Origin of the sequence: Skermanella sp. TT6, assembly GCF_016653635.2 — a bacterium.
Classification (GTDB): domain Bacteria; phylum Pseudomonadota; class Alphaproteobacteria; order Azospirillales; family Azospirillaceae; genus Skermanella; species Skermanella cutis.
On sequence record NZ_CP067420.1, the window covers coordinates 2,366,188 to 2,382,747 of the forward strand.

Annotated in this window: 16 protein-coding genes; 11 read left to right on the forward strand and 5 right to left on the reverse strand. The window is 69.3% G+C overall.

Features of this window, described 5'->3' with window-relative positions:
- Positions 1-105 precede the first annotated feature (105 nt).
- The 8 genes from IGS68_RS11130 (at position 106) to IGS68_RS11160 (ending at position 9,096) form a co-directional block, all read left to right on the forward strand.
- Positions 106-1,674 (forward strand): sigma 54-interacting transcriptional regulator, encoded by a 1,569-nt coding sequence (locus IGS68_RS11130; RefSeq protein WP_201079915.1) that lies wholly within the window; start codon positions 106-108, stop codon positions 1,672-1,674.
- Between the two features lie 1,221 nt (positions 1,675-2,895).
- Positions 2,896-3,189 carry a hypothetical protein gene (locus tag IGS68_RS11135; protein ID WP_201079917.1) on the forward strand — a complete coding sequence of 98 codons (294 nt, stop codon included), beginning with the start codon at positions 2,896-2,898 and terminating at the stop codon, positions 3,187-3,189.
- A gap of 205 nt (positions 3,190-3,394) precedes the next feature.
- Positions 3,395-5,476, forward strand: a complete 2,082-nt coding sequence (locus IGS68_RS11140) for a hypothetical protein (RefSeq protein ID WP_201079919.1) — start codon at positions 3,395-3,397, stop codon at positions 5,474-5,476.
- Positions 5,477-5,619: 143 nt separating this feature from the next.
- A complete protein-coding gene (locus IGS68_RS11145; protein ID WP_201079921.1) occupies positions 5,620-5,928 on the forward strand; it encodes a type I restriction endonuclease subunit R in 309 nt (102 codons plus the stop codon).
- A gap of 463 nt (positions 5,929-6,391) precedes the next feature.
- Complete coding sequence (locus IGS68_RS35955) at positions 6,392-6,520, forward strand: hypothetical protein (RefSeq protein ID WP_256445764.1); 129 nt, start codon at positions 6,392-6,394, stop codon at positions 6,518-6,520.
- Between the two features lie 106 nt (positions 6,521-6,626).
- Positions 6,627-7,463, forward strand: coding sequence for a DUF2249 domain-containing protein (locus IGS68_RS11150; RefSeq protein WP_201079923.1), 837 nt, complete (start codon positions 6,627-6,629; stop codon positions 7,461-7,463).
- Positions 7,460-8,767 (forward strand): hypothetical protein, encoded by a 1,308-nt coding sequence (locus tag IGS68_RS11155; RefSeq protein WP_201079925.1) that lies wholly within the window; start codon positions 7,460-7,462, stop codon positions 8,765-8,767. Before IGS68_RS11150 ends, IGS68_RS11155 begins: the two co-directional genes overlap by 4 nt.
- Positions 8,764-9,096, forward strand: a complete 333-nt coding sequence (locus IGS68_RS11160) for a metal-sulfur cluster assembly factor (protein ID WP_201079927.1) — start codon at positions 8,764-8,766, stop codon at positions 9,094-9,096. Before IGS68_RS11155 ends, IGS68_RS11160 begins: the two co-directional genes overlap by 4 nt.
- Before the next feature lie 19 nt (positions 9,097-9,115).
- On the opposite strand, the gene IGS68_RS11165 is transcribed toward IGS68_RS11160, so the two are convergent.
- From IGS68_RS11165 to IGS68_RS11175, 4 genes are all read right to left on the reverse strand, one after another.
- Positions 9,116-9,826 (reverse strand): Crp/Fnr family transcriptional regulator, encoded by a 711-nt coding sequence (locus IGS68_RS11165; RefSeq protein WP_201079929.1) that lies wholly within the window; start codon positions 9,824-9,826, stop codon positions 9,116-9,118.
- A gap of 35 nt (positions 9,827-9,861) precedes the next feature.
- Positions 9,862-10,002 carry a hypothetical protein gene (locus IGS68_RS35515; protein WP_247881279.1) on the reverse strand — a complete coding sequence of 47 codons (141 nt, stop codon included), beginning with the start codon at positions 10,000-10,002 and terminating at the stop codon, positions 9,862-9,864.
- Complete coding sequence (locus IGS68_RS11170; RefSeq protein ID WP_247881280.1) at positions 9,939-10,361, reverse strand: molybdopterin-binding protein; 423 nt, start codon at positions 10,359-10,361, stop codon at positions 9,939-9,941. Before IGS68_RS11170 ends, IGS68_RS35515 begins: the two co-directional genes overlap by 64 nt.
- Positions 10,362-10,606: 245 nt before the next feature.
- On the reverse strand, positions 10,607-10,858 hold the full coding sequence (locus IGS68_RS11175) for a hypothetical protein (RefSeq protein ID WP_201079931.1): 252 nt from the start codon (positions 10,856-10,858) through the stop codon (positions 10,607-10,609).
- 741 nt (positions 10,859-11,599) lie between these two features.
- Between IGS68_RS11175 and IGS68_RS11180 the strand changes: the two genes are divergently transcribed.
- Together IGS68_RS11180 and IGS68_RS11185 are read left to right on the forward strand one after the other, a co-directional pair.
- Positions 11,600-11,917 (forward strand): DUF5335 family protein, encoded by a 318-nt coding sequence (locus IGS68_RS11180; RefSeq protein ID WP_201079933.1) that lies wholly within the window; start codon positions 11,600-11,602, stop codon positions 11,915-11,917.
- A 57-nt stretch (positions 11,918-11,974) separates the two neighbouring features.
- Complete coding sequence (locus IGS68_RS11185) at positions 11,975-12,250, forward strand: hypothetical protein (RefSeq protein ID WP_201079935.1); 276 nt, start codon at positions 11,975-11,977, stop codon at positions 12,248-12,250.
- A 25-nt stretch (positions 12,251-12,275) separates the two neighbouring features.
- On the opposite strand, the gene glgP is transcribed toward IGS68_RS11185, so the two are convergent.
- Positions 12,276-13,964: an alpha-glucan family phosphorylase gene (gene glgP / locus IGS68_RS11190; protein ID WP_201079938.1), complete on the reverse strand. Its 1,689-nt coding sequence runs from the start codon at positions 13,962-13,964 to the stop codon at positions 12,276-12,278.
- A 159-nt stretch (positions 13,965-14,123) separates the two neighbouring features.
- Here glgP and ppsA point away from each other — a divergent pair, with 159 nt between their 5' ends.
- On the forward strand, positions 14,124-16,532 hold the full coding sequence (gene ppsA, locus IGS68_RS11195) for a phosphoenolpyruvate synthase (protein WP_201079940.1): 2,409 nt from the start codon (positions 14,124-14,126) through the stop codon (positions 16,530-16,532).
- Positions 16,533-16,560: the final 28 nt, after the last annotated feature.

Consider the following 16,560-nt stretch of genomic DNA (forward strand, 5'->3'; position numbering starts at 1 on the left):
GGCATGGGGCGGGCTTCCGGCGCGCTTTTCCCTGGAACGCAAGAGTATGGGAAGTCCGTATCGGATTCGTTACACTGTAAGCGATCTTGTACGGAGTATCCCGGCGTGCGCATCGCCATCAGCTTCACCGACCGCGTCGGCATCGCCCACGAGGTCCTGGCAGTCCTCGCCGCCCGGCGGCTGAACGTCGTCGCGGTGGAGGTCGATCCGCCCGACATCTTCATCGACGCGCCCGAGCTGGCCGGCGAGGCGCTGGACGGGCTGCGGCAGGCCCTGCTGGAGGTCGAGGGCGTGGAGGGCGTCGCCCCGGTGGACATGCTGCCGGGCATGCGCCGCCGCCTGCACCTGGCGGCGGTGCTGGCAGCGATGCCCGATCCGGTGCTGGCGGTCGATGCCGAGGGGACGGTGATCCTGGCCAACGCCGCCGCCGACGACATCGTGGGCGAGGCGGCCCTGTCCGGCGGGGGCCTGGCCGGCAGGGGGATCGCGGAGCTGACCGGCGACGGGGATTTCCAGCGCGAGATGGTCGCCAACGGGTTTCAGGTGCCGGCGCGGGAGGTGATGCTGCGCGGGCAGCCGTTCCAGGTCGATGTCCGGCCGATCGCCGACCAGCCGTCCCGGGTGGCCGGCGGCGTGCTGACGCTGCACGCGCCGAGCCGGATCGGCGAGCGGCTCCAGGCGCTGCGGAACTTCGACGAGGGCGGCTTCGACGCGATCCTGGGCGATTCCCCCGCCATGACGGGGCTGAAGGCCCGGGCCGCCCGGTTGGCCGCGGTCGAGGCGCCGCTGCTGATCCTGGGCGAGACGGGGACCGGCAAGGAGCTGATCGCCCATGCCTGCCACCGGGCCAGCAGCAGGATGGGCAGGACCTTCCTGGCGCTGAACTGCGCGGCGCTGCCGGAGAACCTGGCCGAGAGCGAGCTGTTCGGCTATGCGCCCGGCTCCTTCACGGGGGCGCAGCGCGGCGGCAAGCCGGGGCTGCTGGAGCTGGCGCACCAGGGCACCGTGTTCCTCGACGAGGTCGGCGAGCTGTCGCCCTATCTCCAGGCCAAGCTGCTGCGGTTCCTGAACGACGGCAGCTTCCGCCGGGTCGGCGGCGACCACGAGATGAAGGTGGACGTGCGGATCATCAGCGCCACCCATCGCAAGCTGGACCAGATGGTGGCGGAGGGCGGCTTCCGCGAGGACCTGTATTACCGCCTGAACGTGCTGGCGCTCCAGGTGCCGCCGCTGCGGGAGCGCGGCGACGACATCCTGCTGCTGGCCCGCCACTTCATCCTGCGCGCCTGCGCCCAGGTCCAGCGCCGGCCCTGCCGGCTGACCGCGGGCGCCGCCGCGGCGCTGCTGGCGAACCCGTGGCGCGGCAACGTGCGGCAGCTGGAAAGCGTGATCTTCCGGGCGGTGACCATGACCGACGGCCCCTGGCTGGACGCGCCCGACCTGGAGATCGCCACCTCGCGCATGGCGGCGGAGCCGGGGCGGGGCGGGGACGGCGCCGGCGACGAGGGCGCCGGGAGCTGGGAGGAGGCGGTCGCCGAGTTCGAGCGCGCACTGCTGGACCGCCTGTTCCCGCGCTTCCCCTCCAGCCGCAAGCTGGCGGCGCGGCTGAAGACGTCGCACACGATGGTGGCGAACAAGCTGCGGAAATACGGGATTCCGCAGGGGCGGGGGTAGGGCGAGCCGACGCCCGTCACGGCGCGCGGCGCGGCAGGACCCAGCAGGACAGTCCGACGCCGACAAGGACCAGCGCACCGACGATGATGGTGTCGTAGGCGACCGTCAGCGGCCCGAACCGGGCCGGCATGTGGTGCAGGGAGACCCCCCAGCAGCGGGATGACGGCGTAGTAGCCGAAGGCGGTGAAGGGCAGGGCGATCAGCGGCAGCAGGACACCCCAGATCACCAGCAGCTTGCCTATCGTTCGCATGGGTGCCTCCGGTCCGGGCAGGGGTGTAGGGGGGGGCCGAGTCGGGTTGGTTCGGGCGGGCGGGATATGGGCATGGGGGCGGGTCCGCGTCTCCGTTGGAGGGAAGCGACGGGAAGGCGTGGGCGCACGGGGGCCGCCGTTACCCGGAACGGGTGCGGCTTACGCCCGGAGCGGAGAGGGAAAAGGTGCGCCGGATCTCAGGACGGGATGGGAGCGGGATGCCGTGCCCCGACCGTGGCGCCGCGGAAATCCGCGGCGCCGAACGGTTCACCCGCCGCCGCGAGGGTCGAAACCCCCGCGGCGACGGTCCACAAAAAACGGTGCGAAAACACACCAGGCGGTGTGCTATTGCTCGCCTCAGCCATCGATACGACTCCTCAAGACAGGCTATCGTTGGTCAGGCCGGGGGGCGGAATTGGCGTTCCGCTTCCCGGCCGCCTCGCGGGGTGCGGGGCTGCGGCGAGTCTGAAGGGGTTACCCCGGGATGTCAAGGAGCGGGGGGGCTTGGACGCCGCCGGACGGCGGAATTGGCGCTTTCCCTGCCGAGCGATCAACCACTGATCGTTTCAACCCGATGATATACCGAATATCGCGCTGTATAGTCCGATCCTCTTCGGGAGGCGGCGGTGGCGCGGTCGCGGAGCCCTGTCCGACATCGAGGTCTTTCGCATTCCGCCCCTTGGCGTCGCCCAACTGCCATCCCGATCTGCCGGCAATGATAAGCCGCTTCAATCCGGATAAGAAATGTTCTGACCTGATGGTGGACCATGAACCCGATACGGTGCGCCCGGATCGGTGCAAGGATCATGATTTTCCGAGTTTCGAATGATCGGGGAAGAACCACGGTTTTTCGGTTTGGACATCACTGATGTTCTGGTTCGAAACCTGGCGCTTGCAATTTGTAGAAAAAATCTCATTTTTTGAATGGTGATAGAGGTTCGGCATCTTTGGGTTTTGACTGGACGGCGGGATGGATACGACTCTGATTGCCGGAGGGCTTCTTTTCATCGTCGGATTGCTGCTGCTTGGAAAGGGGCGGGGCGGCGGGAACACGTTGCGTGCCCGCGACATCAGTGGGACGGTGGTGCAGAGCAGCGGCAACGGCCATGTCAGCGTATCGGGTACCGCTCCCCCCGGACCGGCCCATGAGCCGGCACCGGCGCGGTCGAAAGACAGCCTGCTGACCGTCATCGGCTCCTTATGCAGCATTCTCGGGCTGGTGCTTGCGATCTTCAGCCTCCTGCCGGGCGCCAAGGGCGACTGACCCGATGATCGGGTGGTTCGGAAAGTTGCTCGGCGGTGCCGGGAACAGCCTGAGGGGGCAGGATAACTCCGGGCAGATCGTGCAGGCGACGGTGGGTGACAACTCAAAATTATCCGTCACAGTCAACGCTTCTCCGTCCGACCCGCCCTGGAAACCCGACCTGAGCATTCCCCGTCTGGGTTCGGCCCGTGACGAAAACCGGTTCGTGTATTTCGCACGCCGCACGCCCTTCGTCGGCCGCGAGGGGGAGATGGCGCGGCTTCGTTCTTTCCTGGACCAGCCGGCCCCGTTCCTCTGGTGGCTTGTGACGGCGCCTGGCGGTGCCGGCAAGAGCCGCATCGGGCTGGAACTCTGCCTGGAAAAGGCGGGGGATGGCAAAGGCTGGCATGCGGGCTTCCTGGCCTGGGCGGACAAAGCTTCCTGGAGTTCCTGGCAGCCCGACCGGCCGACGCTGATCGTGGTCGACTATGCCCAGACTCGTGCCGAGCGGCTGGGCGAGGTCATCCGGACCCTGGGCCGCACCCTGGGCGGGCGGCGGGACCTCCGCCATCCCGTGCGCCTTCTGCTGCTGGAACGCTCGGCCGACCGGACATGGCTCGACCGTCTGGAAGGCGGTGCCGGTGAGACCGACGGCGTGCTGACCCGGGAATACCGCCACGAGGAACCGCTGCCGCTGCCCGACCTGGACGACGAGGCTCTCGCCGAGGTGATCGCCGCCATGGCGGGCGGAAAGGCCCATCTCGCGCGCGACGCCGTGGGCCTTCTGAAGGGGATCGACCCTGACTCCCGTGCGCTCTTCGCCGCCTTCCTGGGGGATGCGCTTGCCAGGGGCGAAGACCCGCGGGCCTGGGACAAGGCGGCGCTGCTCGGCCATGTGCTGCAGCACGAGAGAAGCGTCTGGAGAAAGGCCGGCGCCACCGAGGAGGACCGCAACCTGCTGATGCTGGCGACCCTGACCGGTGGCTTTCACCTGGAATGGTATGGCCATCCCGCGCTGAAACCCCTGCTGGACCGGCTGCCGAGTCCGGAGGACCCGCAAGCGGCGAACCGCTATCGGGCCATGGCCGGTATCCCGGCAGTCGAGAATGTCCTGCCAGGCCTCGTGCCCGACATTCTCGGCGAACAGTTCATCCTTGACCATTTCGACACCGGGCATCTCGCTACCCGGGAAACGAGGGTCCGGCCATGGCTGGACTGCGCCTGGCATCTCGCTCCCTGGACGACTTGGCCGACCCTCGACCGGATGGTGGTCGATTTCGGGAACGAGGCCGGCCTTCCGGCTTTCCTGCATCCCCCCGCAGTGCCGGGAGATGGAGCGGTGGCCTGGGCCATGCTGGCCGTCAATGCGACTGCCCGGCTGGGGCCGACCAAGTCTGAAACAGCCACGAGAGTGTACCGGGATCTGGCTTCGCTGGCGGAAAAACAACCCGGCGAGCCGGCCCTGCGCGAGCCACAAGCTCAGGCGGCGGTCAACCTGATCCATGGCCTCGGGGCGACGGACCCGGCGGCGGCGCGCGGGCTCTACGGCCGGCTGGAAGAGCTCGCCCGGGACCACCCCGGCGAGCCGGCCCTGCGCGAGGCACAGGCCCAGGCGGCGGTCAACCTGATCAACGGCCTTGGGGCGACGGACCCGGCGGCGGCGCGCGGGCTCTACGACCGGCTGGAAGAGCTCGCCCGGGGCCACCCCGGCGAGCCGGCCCTGCGCGAGGCACAGGCCAAGGCGGCGTTCAACCTGATCCTTGACCTCGGGGCGATGGAACCGGCGGCGGCGCGCGGACTCTACGACCAGCTGGAAGAGCTCCGCCGGAACCACCCCGGCGAGCCGGCCCTGCGCGAGGAACAAGCTCAGGCGGCGGTCAACCTGATCAGGGGCCTCGGGGCGACGGACCCGGCGGCGGCGCGCGGGCTCTACGGCCGGCTGGAAGAGCTCGCCCGGGACCACCCCGGCGAGCCGGCCCTCCGCGAGGAACAGGCCAAGGCGGCGGTCAACCTGATCTATGACCTCGGGGCGACGGACCCGTGGGCGGCGCGCGGGCTCTACGACCGGCTGGAAGAGCTCGCCCGGGGCCACCCCGGCGAGTTGGCCCTACGCGAGAATCAGGCCAGGGCCGCAATAGTAATTACCTTGTATGCGGCCGGCACCGACGATTTCTCGGTACTGGACGGAATTCGGCCGCGATTAGGGCCGTTGAAAGCCGACATGGCGAGGCTCATCGAACAGGTGGGCGATCATCTTCCCGCCGAATTGATTGCAGGACTCAAGAATTTGCTTGCGTTGGACGACTGACAGCTTTCGGCGTTCCTGCCGGATAGCCATGGATCGAGTCCGGCCATGACGAGACGATCGTCGAGATCGTCATCAGCGAAGCGCAGAACGAGGTCTCCGACTTCGCGAAATGGGGCTTCGACATCATCCCGCACCGCGCCCTGATGAAACAGGGCTTCGCCACCATGGACGGCCAGCGGGTCGCTGTCGAGACCGCATTCAAGAATCCCAAACACCCGTTCCGCGTCGCCATCGTCTGCGCCATGTGGCTGACCGTCTTCGACGGGGAATCCCTGTTCACGCTGTATATCGACAAGCCGATGAAGGCGCATAATCTGATGCAGGCCATCGCGCGGGCCAATCGGGTCTATCCCGGCAGGGATTTCGGCCTGATCGTCGATTGCAACGGCATGCTGAAAAGCCTGCGGGAGGCGCTGGCAACGTCTATACCTATGTCTGGCAGCAGGCAATGAACCATGGATTCGCAAGTGCGGCGTGAGGGCATCGAAGTGAACTGAACCGCGCCCGAAAGGCGATTTGGGGCATTCGGACGGCTTTCGGTGATCCCGTCGGATGTCGAGGCCGAAGCGGTCACCCGCGGAGCCGACGTGACCGGACTTCCCGTGACGGCAAGGTTCCGTGTAGCGGGAGTGCCGCCGATCGTGCCGGCAGATCACTCCGGGACAGCACTCCGCGATATCGTCGTGGGCGCCGGCTTCACGCTCCGCGTTGATGCGATGGACTGCGGGCAGGCGGCGCAAGTACTGAATCGCCCATAGGGGGACGGCACGGCCCGGCAAATGCGCGCCGCTTGACCACGGTCAAGGGATCTCCGACCGGCGCAGTCAAGTTTGTCCCCAGGCCATTGGCCGCCAGCACCTCGACATCTCCCGGGCAGCACCCCGGGACGGCATCTAGCCCTTCACCGGCATCCTGTTGGGGCGCGAAAGAATCGCCTGGGGCGAGATCGGCGGGGCACGGCCGCTCCTGGCCGTCGTCCTCTGGGCGGCGCTGCTGCTGCTCCATCCCGTGGTGATCGGCCCCGACCCGCTGGCCTACCTTTGACATCGACGGGCGCCCGCGGCCGACGAAAAGACCGGGCGCTTGACCGCTGTCAAGGGCCGCCGCCGCCGATGCGGCAGGATGGCGGCGAGATCACCCGGAGTTGACGATGAGCGTGACGTCCTTCCCCCTTACCACCGACATGCTGCTGGCCGACGTGATCGCCGGGGACGGCGAGGCGATAGGCCGGCTGGCCGGGCTCAACCCCGTCTTCGCCGTCCTGCTGGAGCCGGAGCACAAGAACGCCATGGCCGGCCAGATCCGGCTGGGCGAGGCGGCCCGCATCGCGGAGGTGCCGTTCGACATCCTGTGCGCCGTGCTTCAGGGCCGGCTGTCCGCAGCCGGGATCGGCCGTCCCGACGCTTCCGGTCACGCCGGCCCCGCGGCCGGCGCGCCGGTCGGGGACTGGTTCGAGCAGGCCTTGAGCCAGTCCGCTCCCCACTTGGACGTGCGGCCGCTGCTGGCGTCCGGCCAGGACCCCTTCGCCCACGTCATGTCCACCGCGGCGCGGGTCCCGCCCGGTGGCTTCATGGTGGTGGACGCGCCTTTCGACCCGGCCCCGCTGCGCCGGGTGCTGGCCGGCAAGGGCTTCACCTCGCTCGGCCGGCAACTGGGCGCGGGGCACTGGCGCATCTGCTGGCGCCGCGAGGAACCGGCCGGGCTCGACGACGCGGCGCAGCCGCCGGTGCCGGAGCCGCGCCGGGGGCCGGAGCCGTGGCAGGCGGCGGACGGCACCCATCTGGACGTGCGCGGTCTCCAGCCGCCGGAGCCCATGACGCGGGTGCTCGACCTGATCGACGCGGGCACCGCCGAGTGCCTCGTCCTGCACCATGACCGCGAACCGGTCTTCCTCTTCCCCATGCTGGCCGAGCGCGGCTGGTCCTGCCTGTCGGTCGAGCACCTGGAGGGCGAGGTCCGGGTCACGCTGGCGCGGGAGGAGTGGTGATCGCTGTCGGGGGTATGGCTCCGGGCTCGCGGCTGCTCCCGGCCTCGATCCCGTTCCGCTTCCTGGCGGCGGCGCTTCTGTTCCACCTCGTCGGGTGGACCGCGCTCGCCGCCGCGGCGCCGGTGCTCGCCGGAGCCAGCGGCGGGCTGGGCCTGGAGGTCGCGGGCCTTCACCTGATGACGCTCGGCGTGCTGACCGCCGCCGCGATGGGCGCCGGGTTCCAGTTGCTGCCGGTGGCGATCCAGGCCGACCTGCCCGCCGTCTGGCCGTGCCGGCTGGCGAGCTGGCTGCTGCTGCCGGGGGTCGCGGCGCTGGCCTGGGGCATGGCGACAGGCGATCTCCCGCTGCTGGGGATCGGCGGAAGCGCCGTCGCCCTGGCGCTGGCGGTGTTCGCCGTCGTGGTCGGCATGGCGCTGCGGCGCGCCGATTGCTCCAGGCCGCAGATCCGGCCGGTCGTGCGCCATCTCTGGGCGGCGCTGGCCTGCGTCGCGGCGCTGGCGGCGCTGGGCCTTACCCTGCTCGGCGACTTCGCCCACGGCTACCTGGACGATCACCGGACCGTCGCGGCGATCCATCTGGCGGTCGCCTGCTACGGCTTCCTGGGACTGCTGGCCGCCGGTTTCGTCCAGGTGCTGGTGCCCATGTTCGCCCTGGTCGGGCCGCCGCCCGAAAGCCGGGTCAATCTCGTGCTCGGGCTCGCCGTCGCGGGGCTCCTGCTGGCCGGCGCCGGGTCCTTCGCCGCCGCCGCCGTCGTCGGCTTGGGTGCCGCGTGCCTGCATGTCCACGGCATGGCCGGCCTGATGCGCCGGAGGACGCGGCGCGATCTCGGGTCATCGTTCCTGCTGATCCGGCTGTCCTGGGTCCTGCTTCCCGCCAGCCTGGTCCTGGGGCTGCTGCTGGCGCTCGACCTGCTGCCCGCCTGGGGGCCGGCGCTCTTCGCGCTGACGCTGGTGGGCGGATGGCTGCTGAGCCTCGTGCTCGGCATGCTCCAGCGCATCCTGCCGTTCCTGGCCGCGATCCATGCCGCCCGCGCCGGCCGGCGCATCCCCAAGGTGTCGGAACTCGGCGCCGGTCCGATCCTGTATGTCCAGGCGGCTCTCCACGGCGCGGCTCTCGCGGGCGTCGGGGCGGGAATCGTCCTCAACCTGGAAGGGGCGATCCGGGCGGGGGCGCTTGCCGGGGCCGCCGGGGCGGGTGCCTTCATCATCTACGCGATCGATCTCTACCTGCGCATCGGCGACCTGCCGCCCGCCCGGGCCGCCGCCCCGATCGCCAGGACCAGTTCCGGAAAGGCCGGCCCATGACCACCGACATCCCGACTTCATCCGAAACCCCGGTCGCCGCCGCATGGCGGGCATTGAACCGGGTGTTCGATCCCGAAACCGATCTCAGCGTCGTCGAGATGGGCCTCGTCTACGGGGTCGAGGACACGGAGGACGGCCTGCGGGTCCTGCTCAGCCTGACCCATCCGAGCTGCCCCATGGGCGGCCTGATCGTGGAGCGGGCGGAGGCGGCGCTTGCCGACATCGCGGCAACCGGCCGACCGGCGCGGATCGAGCTGACCTTCGAGCCGCCCTGGACCCCCGACCGGATCACGGAGGAGGGCCGGCGCCGATTGGCCGGGGAGCGCTGAGGGCGAGGGCCGGGCGCCGTCACGCCTCCGCCGGCTCTTCCTGGCAGAACTCCCGCAGGGCGTCGATGTCGGATACCGACACCACGGCGCCCTGCACCTCGACGCCGATCGGCCGCAGCTTGGCGAGCGCGCGGGAAAAGGTTTCCGGCTGGATGCCGAGCCGGCGGGCGACCAGCGATTTTTCGAGCGGCAGCATGAAGGAGGCGTTGCCGGCGCCCGCCGGGCACAGCTTCAGCAGGAAGCCGCCGACCCGCTGCGGGGCGGACTGGACCTGGAGCTGCTCGATCTGCTGGACCAGCGTGCGAAGCCGCATCGACAGCGACCCGAGCATCGCGAAGGCGGTCCGCACGTCGGCCTGGACGCAGCGGGCGAAGGCCTGGGACGTGATCGACAGCGCGCGCACGTCGGTGACGGCCTGGGCGCAGACGGGGAAGTTTCCCTGGGCGAACATGGCCGCCTCGGCGAAGCTCTCGCCCGCGTTCACCATGGTGACCACGGCCTCCGCCCCGTCGCGGTTGATCCGGTACAGCTTCACCCAGCCTTCCAGCACGATGTAGAACCGGTCGGCCGGATCGCCCTGGACGAAGAGGTCGGTTCCCCGCTCCACCGTTCGCACCGTCGCGGTCGCCAGCAGGGACGCCAGCACCGGCTCGGCGAGTTGCTGGAACAGCGGGAGGTTGCGCAGCAGCGCGGAGTCGCGGGGCGACAGGTCGGCGAGTTGGGCGGGCATGGCGGTCGCGTGCTCCTTCGGGCTGGCGCCGCCGACTATAGCAGCTCGGCGAAGGGCAGGAAGTCCACGCTGTCGCCCGGCTCGATCCGGGTGGTCCCGTCCCGCAGCTCGATCAGCCCGTCGGCCTCCACCATGGAGGAGATGACATGGGAGCCGTCGTGGCGGAACTTCGCCACCCGGCCGCCGTCCAGCAGCCGGCCGCGCAGATAGTCGCGCCGGCCGGCTTGTCGTGGGCGAAATCGGCCGCGACCTGCCAGCGCCGCGGTTCGGCGGCGACCGCTCCGGCGATCCGGCGGATCAGCGGCCGGGCCACCAGGGCGAAGGTCACCATCACCGCGACCGGGTTGCCCGGCAGGCCCCCGAACGGGACCGCGCCGACATGCCCGACCGCCACCGGCTTGCCCGGCTTGACGGCGAGGCGCCAGAACCCCAGCGAGCCCAGTTCGCCCACGGCGGCCTTGACGTGGTCCTCCTCGCCGACCGACATGCCGCCTGATGTCACGATCAGGTCGTGGCCGCAGGCGGCCTCGGCCAAAGTCCCGACGACGCTCCGGCGGTCGTGCCTTTCTCCCGAGGCGTTATAGGATCACGAGGGGCCGGCAAGCTTGATTCAGGTCAAACTTGGCAGTAATTTCGACAAGCTGTTGGATTTTGGCGAATGTTGAGATATGGATTGATAAATATCAATTCTGTTGACTATCAACCTGCCGCGATTTTACTGGACGAGGTGCCGTGACATGAAGAACTCGGACAGGGATCGGATCTCCAGCCACCCTGTCTTCAACTCCCTGCCGGCGAACGACCTGGTCGTTCTGCTCCAGGGAGCGATCGTCCAGGATCTCCCTGCCGATGCCATTTGGAAACCACCCTGACATCCTTGAAGATGTTCACCTCGGCTCCCCGGTTGCCGACGGCGAAGCCCCACAGCTGGCGCAGGAAGGTGATGTAGCCGTCGTTGATCGTTTCGCGCTTGAGGACCGGCAGCCGCTCAGGCTCGGGTCGCCGCAGGTTGTCCTCGCGCGCCTGCCGCATGCTTGGCCTCGCGTGTTCCGGGACGGGTACCTGCTGGTCCCCGGGAAGTCGGGCATCGGCGCGGCGCGCCGCGACCCTGCACTTCTCGGCGGTCTTGGGTTTCAGGTCTTTCTCCCGGATGATCCGCTCGACGTAGGCGACGGGGCTCTCGTCGGCGTGGTCGGGCGCCTGCTCGGGACGGCGCAGCGCGGGCCGCGGCCTCGATCTCGGCGCGCATCAGGGTTTCGCAGACGGCGTCCATGTCGTCCTGGTCGGCGGCCTCCGCCAGCCGGTGCCGCGCCAGCAGGTCTTCGGCGTTCACCCTGATCTCGCGGTAATCGCCGATCGCCAGCTGGGCCCGCCGCCGCAAGACCTAGTCCCAGGCACCGGGTAGGGCACGCCGTCGTCGACGCCGTGGCTCCGCCCGAAGGCCCAGCGTGACCGCCGGGCCGGAGCCCCGGTGTGTACCGGCCGTGTGTACCAGTCCAGCGGGGCGGCCGCCCGGCGGGCCGCGGATTTCCAGGGATTCCGGCGGTTCTGCGGGGCGAAGTGGCGGAGAGTCCCACCCTACCCGCCACTTTCCCATGACATCGCCCGTCAAGTACCCTACCGGTTGATTGCGGTGGCGTTCCACCCTTGCCGATCGAGTGCCTTCGTCTCCCGGGACTTAACCTGCATCAACGCACGGAAATCGTTGTTCGCCTATGGTTTCCGGCCCGGGATCTGGCGCCGGGAGGTGCGGGAAGGAGGGAGGTCGGGACGATGACCACGAAGAAGATCGAGCAGGCGGACTGGCGCCGGTACTTCGACGCCAACGGCGGTGCGCTGCATGGCCGGAAGGCGACGGTCCAGGTGATCGGGCCGGATATCGGTGCCCAGCTCGCGGCGGAGGGACTCCGGATCGTCGGGGTCACCTATGATTCGAAGGACCAGCTACTGGAGATCGCCCTGGACGGGCTGGATCATCTGATCCGGCATCCCCAGGAGATCTATGTCGACGAATCCCCCCATGGGGCCATGGTCTTCGAAGCCGTCGACGGAGAGGGTCGGAAGCACATCGTCCAGGTGGTCGGGGCGTAGGCCGGCCCCGGCCCGGATTTCGATCGCACGGACATGCACTCATCCAGGGAGGACGCGATGACCCTGACGGAAGAGGAACTGCGACGGGAGCGTGACGAACACCTGCTGGTCGCGGACGCGATGGCTTCGGTCCGCCTTTTCCGGACCATGTTCGGAGACGGCGAACAGACCCGCGAGTGGATCAGGGAACTGGCGAGAACGATGTACCGGGTCGGCTGCCGCGAACGGCACGGCGAACGGGAAACCCTTCTCGCCACCACAGCCGACGCCATCGCCAGGAGCTATCTCGGCCGGTCCGTCCGGGAACTGGAATGGCCGCAGGCGGGCGGCTGACGCCGCCCCGGCGGGCCAGACGGCCTCAGCGGAGATACGCTTCCGACGCGTATCTCCGCATCATGCGCTGGCTGTTGAACTGGCTGGCGATCTTGCTAATCGACTGCTTCATCATCCAGATCCAGCGCGGCCGGTCCCCGTAGAAGAGCGGCAGGACATCGGCTTCCAGTTTCCGGTAGAGATCCTCGGCGTCGTCTCCGGCGGTGCCGAGATCGGCGTCGCCGATGGCCCAGCCGGTCGTTCCGTCGATGCACGCCTCTATCCACCAGCCGTCCAGCACTCCCAGGTTCAGCACGCCGTTGAGCGCCGCCTTCATGCCGCTGGTCCCGGACGCCTCCAGCGGCGGCAGCGGCGTGTTCAGCCACACGTCCGGGCCGGACACCAGGGAGCGGGCCAGGTCCATGTCGTAGTTGGGCAGGAAGACCACGGGCACGTCGCCGCCCAGGGCGTCCCGGCAGCGGTGAATCGCCTCGATGATGCGCTTGCCGCCCTCGTCGCGGGGGTGCGCCTTGCCCGAGACGACGACCTGGAATGGCTGCCCGCGGGCCAGCGTCCGAAGCCTGTCGAGGTCGCTGAACAGGAGGTCGAGGCGCTTGTACCCGGTCATCCGGCGGCCAAAGCCCAGCGTCAGGACATCCGGTGCCAGGCGGGTTCCTGTCTCCGCCGCGATGCGGTCCAGAAAGGCCAGCTTGGCCTGCCGGTGGGCTTTCCAGACCTCTCCGTCGTCCAGGCCGTCCGCCAGCATCAGCGCTTCGGGCTCGTGGCGCCACTGGGGGAAGTGGTCCTGGTAAAGCCGCGCGAAGCTGTCGCAGGTCCAGGTCTCGACATGGACGCCGTTGGTGATGGCGTGGACGCGGTAGCCGGGGAAAAGCCGACGCGAGATCTCCGCGTGCCGCTTGGCGACGCCGTTGACGTAGCCGCTTAGGTTCAGCGCCAGGCGCGTCATGTTGAGGCAGTCGGGACCCGACAGCGCCTTGAGCGCCGGAATGTCGAGGGTGCCGTCCAGCTTGCGCATCACGAGATCGTAAGGGAACCGGTCGTGGCCGGCCTCCACCGGCGTGTGGGTGGTGAAGACGCACTGCTGCCTCGCCATCTCCGGGTCGAAGCCGGCATGGTCCGCCGGGCCGCCGTTGGGCCGGCGGTGCCCGTGCAGCAGCTCCATCGCCAGCAAGGCCGAATGCCCCTCGTTCATATGGTAGGTTTCGATGTCGAAGCCGAGCGACCGCAGCAGGCGGTAGCCGCCGATGCCCAGGACGATCTCCTGGCTCAGGCGATAGGCGTCGTCGCCGCCGTAGAGGCTGGCGCAGATGTCCCGGTCCTCCGGCGCGTTCTCGTCCAGGACGGTGTCGAGGAGAAGGACGGGGATCTCGTAGCCGAGGCTTCCCCGGTGACGGTACAGCCAGGGCTGGATCCAGACGTCGCGCCCCTCGATGACGACGGCGACCTTGGCGCCCAGTCTCCGCGCCCAGCGATCCGGTTCCCACGGGTCCGGATGCTCGACCTGCCGGCCCCCGGCGTCGATCTCCTGCCGCAGGTAGCCCATCCGGCTGACCAGGGTGACGAACACGACCGGAAGCTCCAGGTCGGCGCAGGATCGCACCGTGTCGCCGGCGAGGATGCCGAGGCCGCCGGCATAGGTGTGGATTTCGGGGCGGAGCGCTATTTCCATCGAGAAATAGGCGATCCGGCTGCGACGCGTGAACTCGTCGATCATGGGTCTCTCCTCGTCTCTCCGTCCGGCGTTCTCCGTGCCGCGGCGGGCAACGTCATCAGATCCGGTCGACGACGGCCTTGATCGAGGTTAAGGCGCCCGCGGCTGACCCGCCTATCCTCCCCGACGGCATAAAAGGATATGATAGTAGGGGAGGCGGCGATGCCGGACGAGACCTATATCCGCTGGTTTTCCGAACTGGGACGCGATGACGTCCCGTCGGTAGGTGGCAAGAACGCTTCGCTCGGCGAGATGTACCGGAACCTGAAGCCGCTCGGCGTCGACGTGCCCGACGGCTTCGCCCTGACCGCGGACGCCTTCCGCGACGCGCTGACCGAGGCGAGGGCTTGGGACGAGTTGCACGGTCTGCTCGACGGGCTGGACAAATCGGATGTCGCCGGCTTGGCCAGGGCGGGGGCTCGGGCCCGGGAGATCGTCTACGCCGCGGGGCTGACCCCTCGCATCGAGGCGGAGGTGAAGGCCGCCTGGCGCAGGCTGCTGTCCGAGTACGGCGAGGGGCTGACGGTCGCGGTCCGCAGTTCCGCCACCGCGGAGGACCTGCCCACCGCCAGCTTCGCCGGCCAGCACGAAACCTACCTGAACGTCGCCGGGGAGGCGATGCTGCTGGACGCGGTGCGGCGGTGCCACGCCTCGCTGTTCACCGACCGCGCGATCTCCTACCGGGTCGACCAGGGCTTCGACCATTTCAAGGTGGCCCTCTCGGTCGGGGTGCAGAAGATGGTGCGGTCCGACTTGGCGTCGGCCGGGGTGATGTTCACGCTCGACACGGAATCGGGGTTCCGCGACGCCGTCTTCATCACCGGCGCCTATGGGCTGGGCGAGACGGTCGTCCAGGGGGCGGTCGATCCCGACGAGTTCTACGTCCACAAGCCCACTTTCCGGGACGGCTACCGGGCGGTCCTGAGGCGCCGGCTCGGCGAGAAGCAGGTGCGGATGGTCTATCGGCCGGGCCGCTCGCGGGAACCGACGCGCGTCGTTCAGACGCCCCGCGCCGACCGGGAGCGGTTCTGCCTTTCCGATGCGGAAGTGCTGCGGCTCGCCGGGATCGCCATCCGCATCGAGGACCATTATTGCCAGCCCATGGACATCGAGTGGGCCAAGGACGGGCTGGACGGCGGCCTCTACATCGTCCAGGCGCGGCCGGAGACGGTCGCTTCCCGGAGCAGCGCCCTGGAGCTGGAAAGTTTCGTTCCGGAGGGGAAGGGAAGGCCGCTGGCGTCCGGCCGCGCGGTCGGAGGGCGGATCGCCGGCGGCCCGGTGCGGGTCGTGACGGACGCCCATCACCTGGCGTCGTTCCGCCCCGGCGAGGTGTTGGTCGCCGACACCACGACGCCGGATTGGGAACCGGTGATGAAGACGGCCGCCGCCATCGTGACCAACCGGGGCGGCCGCACCTGCCACGCCGCCATCGTCGCTCGGGAACTGGGGATTCCCGCGGTCGTGGGGGCCGAGCACGCGACCGAGGCGCTGGCCGACGGGCAGACCGTGACGGTATCCTGTGCCGAGGGAGATACCGGCATGGTTTATGACGGCGTCGTCCCCTTCCGGGTCGAGCGCCTCGACCTGAGCCGGCTGTCCCGGCCGCGGACGCGCATCATGGTGAACCTGGGCAATCCCGACCAGGCCTTCCAGACCGCGCGGCTGCCGGTGGACGGCGTCGGGTTGGCCCGGATGGAGTTCATCATCGCCGAGGCCATCAAGGCGCACCCCATGGCGCTGATCCACCCGGAGCGCGTCGAGGACGACGGGGAGCGCGGCCGGATCGCCCGGCTGATCCGGCACCACGCGGACGGCGGGGCCTGTTTCGTCGAGCGCCTGTCGGAAGGGATCGGGACGATCGCCGCGGCCTTCTATCCGCGCCCGGTCATCGTCCGCCTGTCGGACTTCAAGACGAACGAATACGCGTCGCTGGTCGGCGGACGGTGGTTCGAACCGGTCGAGGAGAACCCGATGCTGGGCTTCCGGGGCGCCGCGCGCTACGCCCATCCGGCCTACGAGGAGGGGTTCGCCCTGGAATGCCGGGCGCTTGCCCGCGTGCGCCGGGACATGGGGCTGACCAACGTGAAGGTGATGGTGCCGTTCTGCCGTCGGCTGGACGAGGCGGAGCGGGTGATCGGGGCGATGGCGCGGCACGGGCTGGAGCGGGGGACCGACGGGCTCGAGGTCTATGTCATGTGCGAGATCCCGAACAACGTGCTTCTGGTGGACGAGTTCTCCAAGCTGTTCGACGGCTTCTCCATCGGCTCCAACGACCTGACCCAGCTGACCCTCGGCGTGGACCGGGACAGCCCGCTGGTCGCCTTCGATTTCGACGAGCGGGATCCCGGCGTCCTTGCCTTCCTGCGGCAGGCGGTCGAGGGCGCGAAACGGAACGGGCGGCCCTGCGGGATCTGCGGGCAGGCGCCGTCGGACTACCCGGAGATCGCCGAGTTCCTGGTCCGGCTCGGCATCGATTCCATCAGCCTGACGCCGGACAGCGTACTGAAGACGCTGCGCGCGGTCGTGGAGCTGGAGCAAGGGCTCGGCCGTCCGGCCCGGGATGCCGGGTGACGGGACGCCAGCCGCCGGTGCGCGACGG